Origin of the sequence: Paenibacillus turpanensis, from assembly GCF_011421635.1 — a bacterium.
GTDB classification, from domain to species: Bacteria; Bacillota; Bacilli; order Paenibacillales; family YIM-B00363; genus Paenibacillus_AK; species Paenibacillus_AK turpanensis.
Genome location: NZ_WTLI01000020.1, coordinates 76,245 through 95,069, shown reverse-complemented (window position 1 = coordinate 95,069; position 18,825 = coordinate 76,245). Strand labels below are relative to the sequence as shown.

The window sequence follows — 18,825 nt, the reverse complement described above, 5'->3', positions numbered from 1 at the left end:
CGTGACATATGAAATTTCATATCTTGTGTTACTCTATACTTTTTAAGGATTCGATCATATTAATTTTGGCTACCTTGTTTCGAAGCAGCAAGTTACATAATAGAGTAAGCACATATGCAAGTATGATAGCCACCGATATTACGGATATATGGAGTTGATCCGGGATTTGTTGATGCGAGCTCGACAACACGCTTGTTATCAGCTCAAAAACATAAAGGCTGATCGGTAAAGCGACGATGACCGCAAATGTGGTTAAGATGAAGTTTTCAGAAAAGATAAGTCTGTTTATTTTATGTTTTGGATAGCCTAACACCTTAAGTGTCGCAAGCTCGCGATTCCTTTCGTACATGTTTATGGAAGAGATCGTATAGATGGCGCCAAAAGAGAGAATGACGGCACTAATGATGAACATTATAAAAATAAAGCTATTTTGTTTAAGAATATATTCTGCTGATCGCTTTAGGTCATTCTTATCTGCAATGGTATCTACTCGATGATCTTGTTCGAAGAAATGACGGAGGCCTGGTATGTCTTCGGAGGATTTTGCTTCCACTACCAGCGAGGTTGGACTCTCGTTGATGCCTAAGCTCTTTATATACTCCGGTGTGCAATAGAACGATGGATTCGAATACTGAGTCGAGATGTGCAGCACCTTCATTGCTGCCGTTTTTTGTTCAAGCTCCGGTGCGGTGAATTGGATTTGGATCGTATCCCCTATTACAACATCATACTTATCGGCGTAAGACTTGGGCACCAGCACACCATGTTTCTCCAACGGTATTCGCTTGCCATACTCGTCAAAAAAATGAATGAGATGGTTTTCTTTTTCGGTCACAACCAAAGCGGCATTTTCTTTTTGTCCATCTTTGATGAATTCAATCGGATACGTCGTTAAAAAATAACTGTTTTTCATGCCTGTGGGTAGTTTCATCTGATCTGCTGTTGTTCCCATCGAATAATCTACTCTTAAGTCGTAGTGATGAACCTCTTCAATTTGATCTGCTACTTTGATCAAAGCCGTCTGCGTGCCAAAAGCAGTGATCAATAAAACGGCGCTAACCACTACGCCAACGGAACTCGCCAACGCTTTTTGCTTGTTCAACCCTATATTTCTCAAAATAAGTTTGGTGCTGTAAGGCAGACGACTCCATAACCCCGGAACTCTTTCAATAAATAGCTTTTTCATCGACTTGGGCGGTTTGGGACGCATAGCCTGAGCCGCATTTTCTCTTATGATGGCTCTGCCGCTTACGTAACAGGATAGGATTCCAAAAGCACTGGAGAAAAGCATAGGAGGAATGACGGAATAGACAGATAGAGAGAAGGTAATGTCCGGAACCGAGTAGGACCTTGCACTCGATGCCGTTACGAAAGGTACAAACACAAGATTGGCAATTACAAAGCCTAGGATGGAGCCGATCATACTCACCAGCACAGGGTACCCCATATAATGAAGCATGATGGCTCTATTTTTCACACCCAATGCTTTCATAATCCCTACTTGCTTTCTTTGCGAATCAATCATTCGCGACATAGCAAGAAATAAGATAATCGCTTCAATCACAAAAAGAACGAAAGGAATCACTTTACTCATCAGCTTGTTATTATAAATGGTTTCATTGATTTTCGAATAACTGAATGTCCGTTCTTTACTCACTTGGCTTACATAAGCAAGCTGCTTTTGTTTGGATTGTTCCTCTATGCTTTTTCCTAAGCTGTCAATATTGTAACCTTCCTTCGCATCGATCATCGTTTCATTATAGAAAAAGCCGCCTGCGATTTCAGGAATGGTCTCTTCGGCCATATAGGCGAAGCCATCATTTTTATGGTCTTGAATGTCGTTCTTTTTTACATACTCTACATTCTCAGCTAATCCGCTGACGGTAAACGTAATGTTCCGTTCGTCCATGCCGATAAGGATTTGATCACCGACGTCAATCTGATGTGCTGCTGCATAATGAGAATCTAGAATGATCTCATTCTTTTTTGTGGGGAGCTTGCCCTCAATGATCGTCGGCGTATTGATGTCATTTTGTACGGGGATCGAATGAATGTTTAGGGAGGCCTTACCACTTCCAAAGGCATGCGTAGCATCGAAAGTATAACGCCCTTCGATTTTCTTTATCCCTTCGATCTTACCTAAACCAGCCACGTCATTTTTAGAAATTTGATCGTAATACACAGTTAAGTCACTTAAATTATGTTTTTTAAAGTAATCCTCTGAGTACGCACTTAGATTATCACTGTATGTGACGAGCCCCGCATAGAAAAAAGCGCCCACTGCAATAACAAGAACAAAGGCGACAAATTGACCGATGGAATGTCTGATATCCCTTATGAGTTTTATGAATAGCTTCATCTCACCATTCAATCCCTTCAACACTCTGCTTTCGCTCATTCCTCGTTACGCTTTCAATTTTTCCGCTTTTCACCTTAATCACTTTATCCGCCATAGGAGAAATCGCAGAATTATGAGTGACCAAGATGACGCATTTTTTCGTATCCAAGTTTACATCCTGGAGCAGCTTTAAGACGGACTTTCCTGTCACATAGTCAAGCGCCCCTGTCGGTTCATCACAAAGTAAAAGCAGCGGATTTTTTGCAACGGCTCTAGCTATGGCTACCCGCTGCTGCTCTCCCCCTGACAGCTGGGAAGGGAAATTTTTGATCCGGTTCGTTAATCCCACCTTGTGCAATATTTTCTTGGCATTCAAGTGGTTTTTACAGACTTCTGTAGCAAATTCAACGTTTTCCAACGCATTCAAATTCGGAATTAAGTTATAAAATTGGAAAACAAAGCCTACCTTCTCGCCGCGATATGCGGTGAATTGCTTTTCGTTAAAACGTGTTATGTCCCGGCCGCCAACATACACTTGACCGGAGGTCGCCGTATCCATGCCGCCTAGTATGTTCAAAATCGTACTTTTTCCGGCGCCGCTTGCACCTAAGATTACAACGAATTCCCCCTCCGATATGGAGAAATCAACGCCATCAAGCGCCTTAATGGGCACTTCTCCAATTTGGTATTGTTTCGTTACGTTCTTGAATTCAATTAATGTGTTCACCTCTTACCTCTCCTCGTATCGTAATGGTTGAATTCCCTCTAGTTCCAAAATTTGTTTATTTTCTGCAGTCACATTGATTATACGAGGGCATGAGAAAACGAACACCATCCTGTAGACCAAATAAAAGCTGGACTAAGGTCGAGTTTAAATTCAGGGAAGAGATTGCTGTTTCTTTTGCGCAAAAAAACGACCGGAGCTATACTCTCGGTCGCCACGATTTGTACTCTTTCTTTTGTAATGCTTTTTCTACCCAATAAAAACTTGAACCCATTCGCCATTATAATAGGCAACTCCGATTTCGGAAAAACTGCCATTCAGGATGTTCGCGCGGTGACCTTGACTGTTCATCCATGAGTTCATGACCTCGGTCGCGCTTCTTTGGCCTTTGGCGATGTTCTCCGCTGCCGTGTTATACCTAATCCCGTATGAATTCATCATATCGAACGGGGACCCATAGGTCGGAGAGTTGTGATCGAAATAATTGTTGTTGTACATATCCTGCGCTTTATCCATGGCCATTCTCGAAAGCTCACTATTCATACTCAGGGAACTCAAGCCTGCTTTCGCTCTTTCCTGGTTCACCAAATCCAACACCTGCTGTGGAAATTGAGATGCATCCGCGGCCGGCTGTGGATTCGTGTTTCGAACTGGAGCCGGCTGCGGATTCGTGTTTCGAACCGGGGCCGGCTGCGGATTCGTGTTTCGAACCGGGGCCGGCTGCGGATTCGTGTTCTTAACCGGAGCCTGCTGAGGATTCGTTGTTTGAACCGGGGGCTGATTCGGATAAGCCACCCGCTCCTGTGGGGCACTTTGGAACCTATCACCGAGGTTAAACCAATCAAACCAATGGGTACCTTCATTTGAGGCCTGCTGCATTTGCATCGACGACTTTTTCAAATCTTCTGTAGATATGGATGACGCTTGTGTTAAGGTTGACCCCGTACTTTGGGCCTGCGCTCCCGCATTCGATTCGTTGGGAGCCGCTTGACGATTTGTGTCAGGAGCATTCGAACAACCGGCGGCGAGCAGCAATACGGTTAAAAGGATCCATTTTTTTGTTTTCATACAAACCACCTAACGGATTGAAATCATTACTTATCAGTCAAATGATTTGAAAAAACAGATCCGTTTATACATAATGGGACGCTGCAAAATGGCACGCCCGCTTCCCGTAATGAAAACGCAATAATGAGGAAAACCTGAGGGAAGACGTATAAGGAGGATGCACACCATGAGACAGCTGCTTGCGACAGTGATTGTCATCAGTATCGTATTCGTTATGACAGCTTGTGCGCGCGATCATACAGATGAGCTCCGGAATCAGGTTCAAACGGAAAACAGCACCGACAACAGACTTATCGATCCACAAATTGCTAACATGGACGTTCTTTTGAAGCAGGGCGATCTTGGAATGGGAAGGATGGATATTCATAACCGCTCGGCTCGCCCCTTTACTGCGCATTCGACCCTGCAGCAGGTCTTCCCTAACCCGGCGGTCCCCCCGATCAACGGCAGCTATGCGGAAAACGCCATCGCCACAGCTAAACAGTTTATTGGCGCTCCGTATCAATACGGTTCTGAGCGGGACAATCCGTCCTCATTCGACTGCTCGGATTTTACCCGCTGGGCCTTCTTATCCGGGATTGGCATGGATCTTCCGCTTGATTCACGCAGTCAAGCCCGGTACGTGCAAGCTTATTCCAATCGGCTTTATTACAATTTAAACGAAGCACGTCGCGGCGATCTGCTATTTTTCACTCCATTTATCGGCGTTGACCCCGATCAATACGAGCATGTTACGAAATCGGTTAACGCGGTCTCCCATTGCGGCTTGTACCTTGGGGATGGAAAAATGATTCACACCGCGTCGGCCCGGACTGGCGGCGTTCGCATCGACAACGTTTTTGGAAATCATCTGCAGTGGAGATTTTTCATGGGCGGCTCCGTGCTTGAGCAGAAGTAAGATGGTGTGGGGGGGCTGAAACGGTTAAATCCCCCTACCTTCCGTCTTCGGCATTCTAATCGGCGATATGTACACTAATGCGGCATAATCACGTACCCATTTGCCTTCCGAATTTCAAGAAATGAAATCAGCTGCTTCTGCAGTGAAGCATCACAGGACACCTCTACCATAACCTCACTTTTACGGCTCGAAGACCCTTTTATTTTCTTTTTACTAACAGCAAATTCAATTATTAATCCCAACAAAAACCCGCCTACTAAGCCAATCAGCCCCCAAATGATCGGTCCCCATTGCCATACAAATCCGTAGATAGCTCCTAAAACCGCAAAGATACTTCCGCCCATCATGGCCCCGTCCAAAACACTTCTGCCATCAACCCGATGAATCGAGTCAATCATATGAATTTTTGCATCCAAATTCTCCATAGGCAGTGCAACGATATTCCGTGACGGCACACCCAGCTTTTCAAGATCATGAAGCAGCATCTCTACAAAAGGCGAATGATCAAACGTAGCGATGATATGCACTGTATTGCTTTCGATTGTGTTTGTATGTCCCAAGTTTTCAGCCCTCACTCTTAGGTATCGTATTTGCTCAATATCGTATAACGTATTACTTTCATTTACCGCTGCATAGGCCTGATAAATCGCAAAAACATACATAGAGGGCAAGAAAAGAAACCACTGCCAATCCACAATTGCAGCCACGCTGCTAAAATCCCCTATAAATGAATAAAGCAGAGCACGAACGGCATTGGCTTTATAACAAACAAAGATCCACCATGCCAAAACAAAAGTTCCAACAATCGTACTTCCGCCATACAATTGCCCCAAGCCAGGGGATAATGCCGACCACGCCATCCCCACCCACGGATTTTTTTTCTCAAGGATGACCACATCAAAAAAGCTCACGTCGGAGGGTGGGATCGGCGCGTCTTCAACTTCAGACAACATGTGGCTTTTTTTAATCTCAACTGCACATCGATAGCTGTCCCAAATACTGTATACATATACAGCAATATAAAGCAGAGCCCAATCCTGGTTCAGGTGAGCCTTTGCCTCATCGAACCTGCCAAGAAAGGATAACGCAATTCCCATATTTAAACTGGATTTCCCGTTGACCACAATTTCCCATATGATCAGTATAAATCCATGCAGATATTTACCAATAAACATGTGCCCAAAACCTGGAAAAGCAGCCGACCACCAAGCTGTAACCCAAGGAATGCGGGGATATACCGAGTTAATCCCAAATACGGATATCTTCCCTTTGGGATAGCGGGGTTTTATGTCAGAGGACTGGAACCTTTGATGTGGCATAAGTTATATTCTCCTGGAGATTGATCTCACAGAAGTAATATTTCCAGCAAATTACTTTACTATTTACAAAAAGGAAATAAAAACAGCCGAACATTTTGCCCGGCTGCATTGTTTCTTTTTATTTTAGGATTGATTGGATTGTGTCGTCTCGTTCATGCCTCCTCTTAAGTAAGAGGTTCAATCGTTCCGAGAACAGCAGCATGGCGGAAGCCATAATGACGATGTAGATCGGGAATATACCTATACTTGAGAACCCCGCCAGCATCCCAAGCAGCGGAGGCATCAACGTACTTCCTGTATAGGCAACGGCCATCTGATAGCCCATAATCCGCTGCGCGTGCGCCTCGCCGAAACGAACAGGCGTCTCATGCAGCATGCTAGGAAAAATCGGCGCTAGCCCCAGTCCCGTAATGAGCAATCCGCTGAGTGTGAAGCCGGTCGGGAGCGGCAGCAGAAGAAGCAGCGCACCGGCAAGCGCCGTGATCTGTCCAGCACGGATCAACGGTTGATTGCCTATTTTGAATGTGACAAATCCGGTGATCAATCTTCCGATCGTTATTCCCGCAAAATAAATCGAAACCCAGAATGCGGCTTCATCGGCGGGCAGTCCTTTTATTCTTACCAGATAAGTACTGCCCCACAAGCCCACCGTTGTTTCGACCCCGCAGTAGAATAAAAACGATGCCAAGGCATATTTAACACCCTTCGCGTGCTGCGGTTTACGCGCCCCTGCGTCATCTCGCAATGGTTGCGCCTCCGCTTGCTCTCCACCTAAGCCAGCGTTGTGTTTCCCATCGACGCGCCCCCACAGCGGAAGTGTGACGAAAAGCAGTAGAACTAACGCGAACTGCATTCCGGCTACGGCTAGATATCCGCCCCTCCATGAGGCGTTTCCGGACAAGAACGCGGCCATAATGATCGGACCAGCCGTCGCTCCGACACCCCAAAAGCAATGGAGCCAACTCATGTGATGAGCTTTGTAACGGGCTGCTACATAATGGTTGAGCCCGGCATCCACTGCTCCTCCGCCAAGTCCGAGCGGGATGGCACACACGATCAGCCAAATTATCGATGGCGCATAGGAAAAACCTAGTAGAGCGCCGGCGGTCATGATGCAACTAACCAGGGTAACGCGTCCCGTACCAAACCGGCGAATAATGGCTCCGCTTACTAAACTGGAAGCAATCGTGCCAACGGTAATCGTCATCGACAACAACCCCGCCGTTCCCATTGCTGCTCCCAGGTCCGTCCGCATGACAGGCCAGGATGCACCGAGCAAGGAATCGGGTAAGCCTAGGCTGATAAAGGCCAAATAAATGATTAATAACAAAATTGTACTCATCCGTGTGCACTCAACTATCGTTCAAATTTTACAATCCTAAATTTTGAATTCGATTAATCAAGCTCGTGATATCGTTAATCGTTGAAATGATGGGTGAGTTCTCCAGTTGATCCAATGCTAAATGACCATCTGCCAATACATTATTGATCTCTTGCAGCAATTCTTTATTTTTATCTACCAATTGTTGATGCAGATCCTTTGCAATCTGAGGAGCGTTAATCAAATTAAACTGTTCGATATCCTTTTTCAACTGTATCAACTGAGCTTCAAGCTTCTGCTTCGCCTCGGGATTCGTTAAAGCTTCTTCAATCATTTGCGGTGCTTGTTCTGCGAAATTCGTCAATTTATTAAGATGTTCCTTTGCCTGCTCTGCGTATTGTAAGGATTGGTTGGCCCCTTCTAGAAAAGAACAGGCACTCAATGACATGGACGAAAGAATTAGCAACAAGATCATCATTTTTTTCATTCCATTATCTCTTCCTTCCATCATTAATCATAACGTTTATAATACGCAGGCCGGGATTTAAGGTTCCAAATGCATGAGGAGCAAAAAAACGCCGCAGCCCGGAAACGATCCCTCCTCGTTTCACGAAGCCGCAGCGGCCTTCACTCTATTTTTCTATTTCTGTTCCTCCAGCCAAAGAATGCTGGTTACTCCGCGCGGATAGTATTTGCTGCCCGCAATTTCACCCGAAATAATCTGATCGCTCCAGCTCCAGATGGAAAGCGTCGGGTGCGTGAGCCATTTGACGTGTGCGGCATCCGCCGCAGCTCCGCGCTCATCCCACTCCAGACCAAGGATGTGCCTAGCGATAAATTGGCACAAATAAATTTTGCTCAGCCAGGAATTGTTGCTGGTTGAGGAGATTTTCCAGCCGCCATCCGCAAACAAGCAGATTCCGTCCTGCAGCACCGTATCCAAATGACGTTTAAGAGCGGCAATATAATCGGCATAAGCTCCATTCGGATCAAGCGCTTCACGGCAATCGGTGAAATAAGGGAATACGAGTCCCTCGATGGCCGGAATAATTTTCGAATCGTTGCCCTCGCCGATGACAGCTGGAATATAGCCGCCTTCCGTCACATGGCTGACCATCGTATTCGCGCATTTGCGGGCCTGCTCGCCGGCAGACTCCGCTAAGGCGTCAAGGCCCTGCCCGCGGAACAGCTTTTCCAGTGCTACATACGCAGCCCAGCATTTGCCCGCGAGATAAATATTGTTGCGCGCCTGTCCCAAGGACACATCCAGACTGTCGTAGGTGGTGATTTCCGCTCCGCCCATGACGCGGCTGCTGTCCAAGCCCATGATGCCATTTCGCTGCGCCGGATCGGGATGATCGCGGTTCAGCATGCTTTCGAAGCAGCGCTCAAAGATGGATACGTTCGACTTAAGCCAAGTCTGATCCCCCGTCTGCGTCACATACACTGCTCCGCACAGGATCCAGTTGACCAGCTGCTCATGAGTCATATGCGAAAAGCAGCCGTCGATGCCGTACAGCTCATAGGAAGAATAATGCTTGCGGGACAGCGTATTCGCTACGCCCATATCATGCGTGAAGCTTAGTCCGCCTGGATATTCCGTTTCATCTCCCGGGAAGCGGACCTTATCCTCGTAACTGTACCGCTCAACGAACATATCCAGCTCGTTTTTCACCGTCCACGGGTTCACCTTCAGCTCATAAAACAGCTGATCGACGGTTAAATCGAACGTGTTCATCATGCGGTACTCGCCTTCATTAACAATCCAGAACGGCTTACCCTCAGCTTCAAGCAGCTGAGTAGAGCCGTAGTAGCTGCGTATTGAATGAGCCAGCATAAATTTTTGGTCTTCCGATAGTCCGGAATCGTCGACGAGAGCATTGGACTGCTCCGCCAGAGCTTTGATCTCATCGAATCGCTCAAGCGAATACGTCAGTACCTCTTCGATATTGCGGAAGTAACGCGTGTAGTAATACGACGCGTCCATGCCGGCCGTCACGTAGCCCGAGCGGTGGAAACCGATCGCGAAGCGGTAAGTACGGCACTCTCCGGCAGGCACATCCATCACCAGCGCGCCGACGGCGCCCAAGCCAAAGGTCCAATTCTCCTTGAGCGGGGTCAGCAGTATGTTTTCCAGGCTGAAATGCAGAGCCGAAGCCGTCTCGCCGCTCGAAGCTGCAATGCCGGTGAGACGGCCTTGCCCTACCCCGCTAAGCGCTTCGCTGGTGTCATCGAGCCGACGCATCGAGCTGTAAGGATCGCTGCCCTGATAGCCAAAGAACGCCCGGCGGCTCGCAGTACCGCCCGTATTATCGATCGTTAGCTCGGCAAGCACCGCAGGCACAATCGCGAGCTTGAGCTCCTCATCGGATGCGGAAGCCGGATTGGGTACTCCTTGTACCTTGGAGTAAATCGTAAAGATAACGTCTCCGGCTTTCCATGTGTCCGTGCCAAGCCGGAAGTCACGCTGAACGTCATCCTTGGCAAAAGGCAGGATGATCTTTGGTTTGTTGGGCTCCGGATCGGGATTCTCGATGTCGTAGCGCTTGCTCTCATCCTCGACATATTCAAAGAACGGCAGCGCTTCATAAATTCCCGCTTGATCCTTCGACTCTACGCCGATATATACATTTTGCTTCGGCGAGCGTCCCAGCTCGAGGTCAAGCCCACCCCCATTGCCGGGAAAGCCCAACGTAAAGCTGCTGAATGCTCCGATTGGAGCGTGATGCGCGTTAAAAAAACGATTGGCTGGCATAACTCCATCTCCTTTATAAGCATAATACGAGGCGCGCTCTGGCCTCCCAGGTTTTTATCCCTTGACCGAGCCTGCGGCAATGCCTTCCACGATCCGGTTGCTGAGCAGCAGGAACGCTGCAAGAATCGGAATGATGCTGATCATCAGCGTGGCGCCGATGGCTCCCCAATCCGTCGTATACTGGCCGATGAAGTTTTGGATGCCAACCGTCAAGGTCTTGTAGCTGTCAGAGCTGATAAACGTGTTTACAAAAATAAACTCGTTCCAGTTGTAAATCATATTGATGATCACGGCTGTAGAAATGACCGAAGCCGTGATCGGCAGCGTGATGCTAAAAAACATGCGGTTTATCGAGCAGCCGTCCATGACCGCCGCCTCCTCGACCTCGCGCGGAAGCGTATAATAAAAACCGAGCATAATCATCATCGTAATCGGCAAATTGAAGGCAATGTAAGTCAGAATGACGGAAAGCGGATGGTTAATGAGCTGAAGCTTATTAAACAAGCTGAACAGCGGAATGAGCGTGGAATGCACCGGAATCATCAACCCGATCATAAACAGCCCCAGCACCAGCGGCTGCAGCTTCCAGCGCATACGCGTCACCGCGAAGGTAACAAAGCTGCCCAGCAGCACGGTCAGCAGCACCGAAGCCGCCGTCATCCATACACTATTAAAAAAGTAAAGGCTAATATTCCCGGAGGTCCAAACCTTCGCGTAATTTTCCCAACGGAATTGTTCCGGCAATGCAAAGGGCGCCAAATTAAAAATTTCTTGATTATTTTTAAGCGAAAACAGCATGAGCCAAACAATCGGCAGCACCTGCAGCAAAGCAACTGCCGTCAGTATGATGTACAAGACGCCGTAGCCAAGCCGCCCGGGTTGCTTCTGCTTCGAAACCCCCGCTGCCGTTCTATTCCCAATTTGCTGCGTTACCATGCCCAGCCTCCTCCCTTCCATTTACGAATATTGAATATTGTCCTTCGTTGCGGTTGCTTTGCGAATGAGCCAGGTCACCACCAAACAAATCAGCAGCAGGAAAAAGCCGATTGCACTTGCATAGCCGAAGTCGTAGCCGCTAAAGGCCTTACGGTACATATAAGAGGCCATCACCTCACTGGCGCCGTTCGGTCCTCCACCCGTCATCACATAGATGAGGTCAAAATACTTTAAGGAGCCGACGACCGCTAAGACAATCGTTACCTTGATAACCTCCATGATCAAAGGGACTCGGATGGAAAATGCAATGCGCCACGGCCCCGCACCGTCAATTCGCGCCGCCTCAACCAGGGAGGTAGGCACATTTTTCAGAGCCGCATAATAAATCAAAATATAAAAGCCCGCATACTGCCAAAGCACCGGAATAAAAATGGCGTACAGCACAATGGAAGGATCCGCCAGCCATGCGGGAGTATTTTCAAACCCCAGAGCCGATAGCGTATGATTCAGCACACCGTTTGTCGGATGGAAAATTTTCAACCATAATTGTGCAATCGCTACCGACGAAAGCAGCATCGGAATCAAATAAATTTTACGGAACGTATTTGCACCGCGGATTTGCCCGGAAAGCACGAGAGCGACAAGCAAATACAGACCGAGGCTGAGCGTCGAAAAGACCGCTAACAGAAACGAATGCTTCACGCTATTCCAGAACAATTCGTCCTGAATGAGATTTTTGTAATTTTCAAGACCGATAAAGGTCATCGGACTGACCCCGTCCCATTTCATGAGACCGTAATAACCCGTTAACACAATGGGCATATAGATCAGGGCCAGGACAAGCAGTAAAGCCGGCAGTACATATAAGGCGATAATCCCTTTGTTGGACATCACTTTATCCATGGGTAGTCTCTCCCCTCTCTCCGCTATTCCAATATTCTCCGATATAAGAAACGGACATATCGCGTTGGTTGATATGCCCGTTCCCCCTATGTTTCTGCGACCACCCGCACAGCCCACTGCAGCCGGCGGTTTGCCGCTAATCCGCTTGCTTCAGGTTACTTCGCGTCTTTGGCTAGAGCCTCTTCATGCTTCTGAACAAAGTCCTCCGGAGTGACGGCTTTGCCGTACAGCGCTTGAATCATGTTCAGATGCACTTCTGCGGAAGCCGGCTTCATTTGCACATCGGCGAACAACGTAATGTTGCTTGCCTTATTCAGCTCATTCAGCAAATCGATATACATTTTTGGCAGCTGTACCTTGGACGTATCCACCTTCGTAGCAGGAATTACACCCGCTTCGGTAATCGCATGCTCGCCCCACTTCTGGACAAAGAAGCTGACGAATTTTTTCGCTTCTTCCTTTACCTTCGAATTGTTGGAAACGAACAAGCCTACGCCCGGACCGCCAACCCAGCTTTCAATGTTTCCTTTACCGCCATCCACTGTCGGGAACTTGAAGAATCCGATTTGGTCCTTAAAGTCCTGAGGAACGTCCTTATTCGTCGTATAGTTCGGCAGCTCCCACGTGCCCATCATATACATCGCAGCTTTGCCGTTCATGAATTCCGCTTTTCCTTCATCATTCGAAAGACCGTTAAAGCCTTTGTTAAAAGCGTTCGTGTCGACAAGCCACTGGATTTCCTGAGCGGCTTTAATCAAGCTCGGATCATTAAAGGAGCCGCTGCGGTCAATCGCTTTCTTCAGCGTTTCCGGTCCGCCGATCCGGTCGGCCAGATACATATACCAGAGCGATCCGGTCCAGCGGTCCTTATTGCCGAGGGCAATCGCCGTCACCTTGTTGTCACTCAGCGTCTTCACGACATTTTTAAATTCCTCGTAGGTTTTCGGTACCTCCAGGTTGTACTTCGCGAAAATACCCTTGTTGTAATAAACCGGAACGATATTCAGCTCAACCGGCAGCGAGTACGTTTTTCCGCTAAACGCGTATGCATCCGTTGTACCCTTCACGAACTTGTCCTTGAGGTCGCCCTGCAGCAAATCGTCAAGCGGGGCAAACATATCCCCTTTTACATAAGGCTCCATGTAACCGGCTGCCCACGTAAAGCCGACATCCGGAAGCTGATTCGAGGTGGAGAGGACCTTCATTTTGTTTTTGTACTGCTCGTTTTCCAATACCTCTTGCTCCACCGTCACACCGGGATTTGCCGCGGTGTATTCCTTGATAATGTCATTTACGATTTTATTTTGTGTCGCCGAGCTGCCCTGCGGCCATAGATGCATCATCTTGATCGTTGTTTTCTGCGCCGGCTGGGCACCGCCTGTTTGACCGCCAGTTTCTCCGCCCGTCTGACCGGATTCCTTACCGCCACAGCCCGCCAATACGGAAGCCATGCCCAATGTTAGGGCAAGCAGTGTTGTAACCGCTTTTTTTGACATTTTCTAATTCCCCCTAAGCGCTTTATTGTAACCGTTTTTATTGTAGCGCTTTCATCAATCGGAAATAAGGTAACGACCATCGGGTAAAGTTCCACAATTTTTAGATTTCGTCGTCCTCCTGCTTCAGCTCCTTGCGAAACTGGCTCGGGCTTTTCCCCTCGTATTCCTTAAACAGCTTTATAAAATATTTCGGCGTCTGATACCCGACCTGCTCCGCAATATCGCTGATCGGCAGCCTTGTCTGAAGCAGCAGCTCCTTGGCCCGCTGCAGGCGGCTACGCGTAACATACTCACTGAAGGTGAATCCCGTCTGCTCCTTAAACAGAGCACTGAAATAGCTTGGATTCAGATGAATGTGCATGGCTACCTCACGCATGCCCAGCGGCTCCTGCAAATGCTGCTCAACATAACGCACGGCCTGCTGCACCGGCTCGCTGTATTGCTGGGATTCCAGCTTCGCCTGAAGAAGCTGCGGATCGGCCATTCTCTCGAGCGTCTCTACACGCTCCCACTCCTCTTCAATCTGCAGCGCCCCTTCCACTGCTTCCAGTAGCTTTCGCTTTTGGATCGGCTTCACCAAATAATTCACGACACCCAGCTGGAGCGCCGATTGGGCATAATGAAAGTCGGCGTGCCCGGAAATGACGATCACTACCGGCTTCTGCCCCCTCTTCTGCATCGATTCAACCAGCTGAAGTCCGGTAATTTCGGGCATTCGGATATCGGTTATCAGCAGGTTTATGACCTGGCTGCGGATGATCTCAAGCGCTTCGGCCCCGTTATCGGTCGATAATATCTTGTATTTTCCTGCTGACCATGTCTCCAGCGTCTTGTGAATGCCGCTGCGTGTTAACGGCTCGTCATCCACGATTAGAATCGTTTTTCCTGTCCCCAGCATACGTATCCTCCTCTGTAACCGCGATATGGAAACTCACCATCGTGCCTTCACCGGCGCGGCTCTCTATGCGTAAACCCGAAGCCTGCTCCGCCAAGGAAGGGTAAGATAGCTGCACCCGCCGATGTACATTCGTAATTCCCATGCCGGTGCCTTTGGCAGACTCGGCTGCACTTTTATGTTCCAAGCAAGCTTGAAGCGCTTGAAGCTTTTCCGGAGTCATCCCCGGTCCATTATCCCGTACCCGCACCCGCAGGCAGTTCCCCGCCCCCTCTTCGGTTACCGGTTCAATGCGAATTTCAATCGTACCGCCCCCCATTTTGCCTTCGACTCCATGAAGGATCGCATTTTCAACAAGCGGCTGGATCAAAAGCTTAGGGATACCGATCATCCGGTATTCATCCGGCGCGTGAATCGACCACGAAAGCCGTTTGCCGAACCGCACGCTCATGATTCGCAAATAGCGCTCAATATGCTCAAGCTCCTTGCCGAGAGCGACCCATTCCTCCTCTTTGCCCGGCCGGCTTATGACGTACCGGAACAGCTCGGACATCGCGATTACGAGCTCCGCCAGCTCCTCCTGGTCACGCACCTGCAGCGACCAGTAAAGAGCCTCCAAAGTGTTGTATAAAAAATGAGGATTGATTTGCGCCTGCAGGGCCTGCATTTCCGACCGGCTTCGCAAAACCTCTTCTTCGTACACTTGTTTAATGAGACCGTTCATATGATCAACCATCTGGTTGTAGGTCGTATTCAGATCATTCAGCTCCGCTGTAAAGGACGGATGCGGATTCGGCGTGAGGACGCCCTGCCTTGTATTCCGCATCGCTCGCATCAGCCGCAGTATCGGCCGCGTGATCATCGTAGAAAGCAAAAACGTTAATATAAACGACAGCAGCATCCCCAAGCCGCCCGAAGCAAGCACCGCCGAGCGGAGCACCGTTATGCCGTCGGTGATAGCGCTTACCGGATACAAAATCATGAGTGTCCAGCCCGTCCGCTCGGATGCCTGCCTAACGACAACATACTGCTGCTCTCCCAGCGTTACCGTTTGAGATTCCGCATGCAGCAGCTCGTCCAAATGATAAGCATGGCCATCCCCGGTTAAGATAGGATTGGAATCGCGGTCCACCAGCAGCATCATCTCCGGATGGTCCGCACTCGAGGCTAGCGGAGATTGAAGATTAAAGTACGATGGATTCAAACGGACAAGCAAGTAGCCGCCATTGTTAAACCAGCGGTCGACCAGATTGATCCGCCGAATCGCCAGCACCGAATCCGGGTCTTTGGGATCGATCCCGATCCACACCAGCCTTCCCTTTTCCCGGTCAGCCACGTCAATCCATTCCCGTTCCAGCCGATCCGTCAGGCGCTGCTCATCGAGAGGAAAAAGCCGCCTAAAATCACTCGTAAACAGCTCCACACTGCTCACCCCATGTGAATAAGCTTGGATATTATTCGCAAGCTGCAGCAGCGCTTGGCGTTGATTAAAGCTTTCCGGGTTTCCGTTCGCAATGGATAGCAGCAGCTGCTGCAGATAGGAGTCGTTAACCGCTTGTGTCGTTAACGTTTCGATCTGATTGAGCAGGGCTTCCAGCCGCCCGTTGGCTTGCACCGCCGTTTGCCTCATCTGCTTCTCCGCTTTATCTTTCAGCAAATTCGAGACGGAGCTGAAGGTGACCACCCCGACGCTCAGCAAAACAACCATCATCACAGCCACAAACCCAAACAAAATTTGATTGCGCAGCGTGTTCCACTGGAGAATTTTGTTCCACATAGGATGCCCTCCACCTCGCCTTTTGGAAATAAAAACGATTACATAAATGCCACACCACTATAATCGCCCTGCGTTTTTCCGTCAACTAGAAATGATTTCGAATGGAATGATACCGAAAAAAAAGATGAAACTCCTTCTTTCACCTTGAAGCTTAATAAAATTTATAAAAACAAAAAAACCGGCGGTGATTCACCGGCGGCTTAGCTGAGCAATTTTCATGATCACTTACAATAATTGTTCCACGATACGTTCAAGCACCAACGTCTCTCTTAGAATTGAAAACCCCATACTCGCTTCCTGTTTCCGCATCACTTCTTGATTATGGCGAAGCGCTTCGTGAATATTGATCCACACCGCACTCATCCCGTTGGCCACCTCATAATCCTCCAGCGCCGCATTCGCGAAATCCGCCTTGATTCTGCAAACATAATAATATGAAAGCATATGAATGAGCTCATAGTCCGGCTTATGGTGAGGCCGATATTCGTCGATATACCCGAACTCCTGCAGAACCTGGATCTCCTTCGCTCCAGTTTCCTCCTCCAGCTCCCGTTTCAGTCCCTCGATAAGGTCCTCGTTTGGCTCCACTCCTCCACCCGGAAAACTATAATCGTTATAACGTTTCGTATAAAGAAGCAGAATGTTGTCTCCGTCTAAAATGACTCCTCTTGCGGATCTCCGTTCAAAGGTTCTCCCCTGCACCCCTTCGGCTGCCGGATGCGTTAGCTTCGCGATTAACTGCATACTTGCCCCTCTTTCTTTTGTCTATTTTTTTCTGCCGGCAAAAGAACCTGGTATTTTAATTCTTTCGAAACGGCCGAACAAGTAAGGCAGAACGTAAACGAAGGCGACTGCCAATATCGAATAGCTCAGCGTCAAAACGTATGGATTGTCCGTGAGTACCCTAAGGGCTTCGACTTCCCGGAAAAGGAACCCGATCAGCAAAAAGGCCAGCGGATGATACAAATAAATCGTAAGGCTGTAATTTGAATATTGATCGATGATCCGCTTGAACAAGCGAACTTTATAAAGGGCCAAATATAGCGGTTTGCCTAGTGACGCCACTCCGAAGGCCCCAAGACAAAACATCAAAAACATGAAATTAGGCGGAAATTTATTAAGCTGCATATCGAGAGGGTATTGGCCCGCTGCTGATAACCAATAAACGGCGTACAAAGAAACCCCTGAGAAAGACAGCAGCACCCATTTGGCAGCCGAAGCTTGTTTCAAGATCGGATAGAAAAAACCGAGGTACACCCAAAACAAATAATAGGAGGCATACTTGATATACGCAATCTTCCCCACCCACGGTCCATGAAGGTCTGTCCAATATACGAGCCCGGCTAACAGAAGCAGCGGCACAGCCTTAAGCAGCCCCTTCATCTTTTCAAAAAGCTTATAGGCGTGGGGGATTAACAGCGTGACGACCAAATAAACGGGAACGAACCAGCCATGCCAGTTAATATAGGCAATATTGGCAGGGCGCTTGCCGAAGGGGTTCAGCCACTCCAGTATAAGCGCGGTTTTGGAATAACCTGCGGGCAGTTCGTTTTTCAGAGCTCCGTTTACGAAGAGCATCAGCAAGCAAATGACACTAAAGATCAAATAAGGAATTAATATTCTGCTGAAGCGTGTTATATAGAGGGATAGCAGCGACTTGGGACGGCTCATCGTGTGACTCGCCCCGGTAACGAAAAATATAACGGCCATCTCAAATAGAAGAAAATATTCAACAGTGATTGCAAACGGCTGCAGCCAAAAGATAACGTGGATGACCCCGACAATGTAAATCATAATAAGCCCACGGTAAATATCTAGGCTCTGGTCTCTTGTACCCAATGAATTCCATTCCTTCCCTTGTGCAACTCAAGCGAATTAAACTCTCCCTATTTTATCCAAAGTACCCCATGTACGCATAAATATCAACGTGAGCATGCATTATGCCTGAACGATGGCTGCGAAAAGGACATAAAAAAGGCTATCCAGAAGTCTCTGGATAACCTGATTATACGAAAGTATCCTCAGCAGGCATATTTCTGACGATCATTATAGGTGCCGCTTCGTTGTGAAGGAAAAAGTGACAGCGTTTTTGAGGGCTCTCATCAGTTGATGTAACAGCTTGCTCCATTTTACTGCTTCTGCTCTTAGCTCTTCTACAGTCTCTTCACGGGACAGCTCCCATGCCTGCATCGCTTGCTTTCTATACTTTGTTTCGTTCACCATATGGAATACCTCCCACATTTTCAGATCAATTGAAAACGCTTTCGGATATAATCCTAGTATATGTCCGTTTGTTGTGAATGTACATAGATGATATTTGAATTTTCTGAATATTATTTGTGAAAAAATCAAAAACGGCTGCCCTCCCCAAAATGGTGGGGGAAGGAGCCGTTCG

16 protein-coding genes are annotated in these 18,825 nt (G+C 48.1%); 1 reads left to right on the top strand and 15 read right to left on the bottom strand.

What is annotated here, in order from left to right:
- Nucleotides 1-28 precede the first annotated feature (28 nt).
- The 3 genes from GQS10_RS17885 to GQS10_RS17875 all read right to left on the bottom strand — a co-directional run bounded on the left by GQS10_RS17885 (nucleotide 29) and on the right by GQS10_RS17875 (nucleotide 4,130).
- On the bottom strand, nucleotides 29-2,359 hold the full coding sequence (locus GQS10_RS17885) for an ABC transporter permease (protein ID WP_166244762.1): 2,331 nt from the start codon (nucleotides 2,357-2,359) through the stop codon (nucleotides 29-31).
- A 1-nt stretch (nucleotide 2,360) separates the two neighbouring features.
- The gene (locus GQS10_RS17880) at nucleotides 2,361-3,065 is read right to left on the bottom strand and encodes an ATP-binding cassette domain-containing protein (protein ID WP_166244699.1); all 705 of its coding nucleotides are present in this window, start codon (nucleotides 3,063-3,065) and stop codon (nucleotides 2,361-2,363) included.
- A gap of 246 nt (nucleotides 3,066-3,311) precedes the next feature.
- A complete protein-coding gene (locus GQS10_RS17875) occupies nucleotides 3,312-4,130 on the bottom strand; it encodes a CAP domain-containing protein (protein ID WP_166244697.1) in 819 nt (272 codons plus the stop codon).
- A 166-nt stretch (nucleotides 4,131-4,296) separates the two neighbouring features.
- On the opposite strand from GQS10_RS17875, the gene GQS10_RS17870 reads away from it, so the two are divergent.
- Nucleotides 4,297-5,028, top strand: coding sequence for a C40 family peptidase (locus GQS10_RS17870; protein ID WP_166244695.1), 732 nt, complete (start codon nucleotides 4,297-4,299; stop codon nucleotides 5,026-5,028).
- Between the two features lie 74 nt (nucleotides 5,029-5,102).
- Here GQS10_RS17870 and GQS10_RS17865 read toward each other — a convergent pair whose 3' ends face one another.
- From GQS10_RS17865 to GQS10_RS17810, 12 genes are all read right to left on the bottom strand, one after another.
- Complete coding sequence (locus GQS10_RS17865) at nucleotides 5,103-6,347, bottom strand: hypothetical protein (protein ID WP_166244693.1); 1,245 nt, start codon at nucleotides 6,345-6,347, stop codon at nucleotides 5,103-5,105.
- 118 nt (nucleotides 6,348-6,465) lie between these two features.
- The gene (locus GQS10_RS17860; protein WP_166244691.1) at nucleotides 6,466-7,689 is read right to left on the bottom strand and encodes an MFS transporter; all 1,224 of its coding nucleotides are present in this window, start codon (nucleotides 7,687-7,689) and stop codon (nucleotides 6,466-6,468) included.
- A 28-nt stretch (nucleotides 7,690-7,717) separates the two neighbouring features.
- Nucleotides 7,718-8,155, bottom strand: coding sequence for a DUF6376 family protein (locus GQS10_RS17855; RefSeq protein ID WP_166244689.1), 438 nt, complete (start codon nucleotides 8,153-8,155; stop codon nucleotides 7,718-7,720).
- Nucleotides 8,156-8,308: 153 nt separating this feature from the next.
- Nucleotides 8,309-10,423: a glycoside hydrolase family 52 protein gene (locus GQS10_RS17850; protein ID WP_166244687.1), complete on the bottom strand. Its 2,115-nt coding sequence runs from the start codon at nucleotides 10,421-10,423 to the stop codon at nucleotides 8,309-8,311.
- 54 nt (nucleotides 10,424-10,477) lie between these two features.
- Nucleotides 10,478-11,359, bottom strand: a complete 882-nt coding sequence (locus GQS10_RS17845; RefSeq protein ID WP_166244685.1) for a carbohydrate ABC transporter permease — start codon at nucleotides 11,357-11,359, stop codon at nucleotides 10,478-10,480.
- 21 nt (nucleotides 11,360-11,380) lie between these two features.
- Entirely contained in the window at nucleotides 11,381-12,262 is an 882-nt protein-coding gene (locus tag GQS10_RS17840) for a carbohydrate ABC transporter permease (RefSeq protein ID WP_166244683.1), read from the bottom strand.
- Between the two features lie 155 nt (nucleotides 12,263-12,417).
- Complete coding sequence (locus tag GQS10_RS17835) at nucleotides 12,418-13,758, bottom strand: extracellular solute-binding protein (RefSeq protein WP_166244681.1); 1,341 nt, start codon at nucleotides 13,756-13,758, stop codon at nucleotides 12,418-12,420.
- A 100-nt stretch (nucleotides 13,759-13,858) separates the two neighbouring features.
- Nucleotides 13,859-14,656, bottom strand: a complete 798-nt coding sequence (locus GQS10_RS17830; protein WP_166244679.1) for a response regulator — start codon at nucleotides 14,654-14,656, stop codon at nucleotides 13,859-13,861.
- Entirely contained in the window at nucleotides 14,619-16,430 is a 1,812-nt protein-coding gene (locus GQS10_RS17825; RefSeq protein WP_166244677.1) for a sensor histidine kinase, read from the bottom strand. The genes GQS10_RS17830 and GQS10_RS17825 overlap by 38 nt, the downstream gene beginning before the upstream one ends.
- Nucleotides 16,431-16,655: 225 nt before the next feature.
- Entirely contained in the window at nucleotides 16,656-17,174 is a 519-nt protein-coding gene (locus tag GQS10_RS17820; protein WP_166244675.1) for an NUDIX hydrolase, read from the bottom strand.
- A gap of 21 nt (nucleotides 17,175-17,195) precedes the next feature.
- Nucleotides 17,196-18,269 carry an acyltransferase family protein gene (locus tag GQS10_RS17815; protein ID WP_166244673.1) on the bottom strand — a complete coding sequence of 358 codons (1,074 nt, stop codon included), beginning with the start codon at nucleotides 18,267-18,269 and terminating at the stop codon, nucleotides 17,196-17,198.
- Between the two features lie 207 nt (nucleotides 18,270-18,476).
- On the bottom strand, nucleotides 18,477-18,653 hold the full coding sequence (locus tag GQS10_RS17810) for a hypothetical protein (RefSeq protein WP_166244671.1): 177 nt from the start codon (nucleotides 18,651-18,653) through the stop codon (nucleotides 18,477-18,479).
- Nucleotides 18,654-18,825 lie beyond the last annotated feature (172 nt).

Bases quoted from the DNA above. Each gene is read 5' to 3' on its own strand.
- GQS10_RS17810 (WP_166244671.1), bottom strand. From the start codon at position 18,653: ATGGTGAACGAAACAAAGTATAGAAAGCAAGCGATGCAGGCATGGGAG.
- GQS10_RS17875 (WP_166244697.1), bottom strand. From the start codon at position 4,130: ATGAAAACAAAAAAATGGATCCTTTTAACCGTATTGCTGCTCGCCGCC.
- GQS10_RS17820 (WP_166244675.1), bottom strand. From the start codon at position 17,174: ATGCAGTTAATCGCGAAGCTAACGCATCCGGCAGCCGAAGGGGTGCAG.
- GQS10_RS17870 (WP_166244695.1), top strand. From the start codon at position 4,297: ATGAGACAGCTGCTTGCGACAGTGATTGTCATCAGTATCGTATTCGTT.
- GQS10_RS17865 (WP_166244693.1), bottom strand. From the start codon at position 6,347: ATGCCACATCAAAGGTTCCAGTCCTCTGACATAAAACCCCGCTATCCC.
- GQS10_RS17825 (WP_166244677.1), bottom strand. From the start codon at position 16,430: ATGTGGAACAAAATTCTCCAGTGGAACACGCTGCGCAATCAAATTTTG.
- GQS10_RS17860 (WP_166244691.1), bottom strand. From the start codon at position 7,689: ATGAGTACAATTTTGTTATTAATCATTTATTTGGCCTTTATCAGCCTA.
- GQS10_RS17830 (WP_166244679.1), bottom strand. From the start codon at position 14,656: ATGCTGGGGACAGGAAAAACGATTCTAATCGTGGATGACGAGCCGTTA.
- GQS10_RS17840 (WP_166244683.1), bottom strand. From the start codon at position 12,262: ATGGATAAAGTGATGTCCAACAAAGGGATTATCGCCTTATATGTACTG.
- GQS10_RS17885 (WP_166244762.1), bottom strand. From the start codon at position 2,359: ATGAAGCTATTCATAAAACTCATAAGGGATATCAGACATTCCATCGGT.
- GQS10_RS17845 (WP_166244685.1), bottom strand. From the start codon at position 11,359: ATGGTAACGCAGCAAATTGGGAATAGAACGGCAGCGGGGGTTTCGAAG.
- GQS10_RS17855 (WP_166244689.1), bottom strand. From the start codon at position 8,155: ATGAAAAAAATGATGATCTTGTTGCTAATTCTTTCGTCCATGTCATTG.
- GQS10_RS17835 (WP_166244681.1), bottom strand. From the start codon at position 13,758: ATGTCAAAAAAAGCGGTTACAACACTGCTTGCCCTAACATTGGGCATG.
- GQS10_RS17850 (WP_166244687.1), bottom strand. From the start codon at position 10,423: ATGCCAGCCAATCGTTTTTTTAACGCGCATCACGCTCCAATCGGAGCA.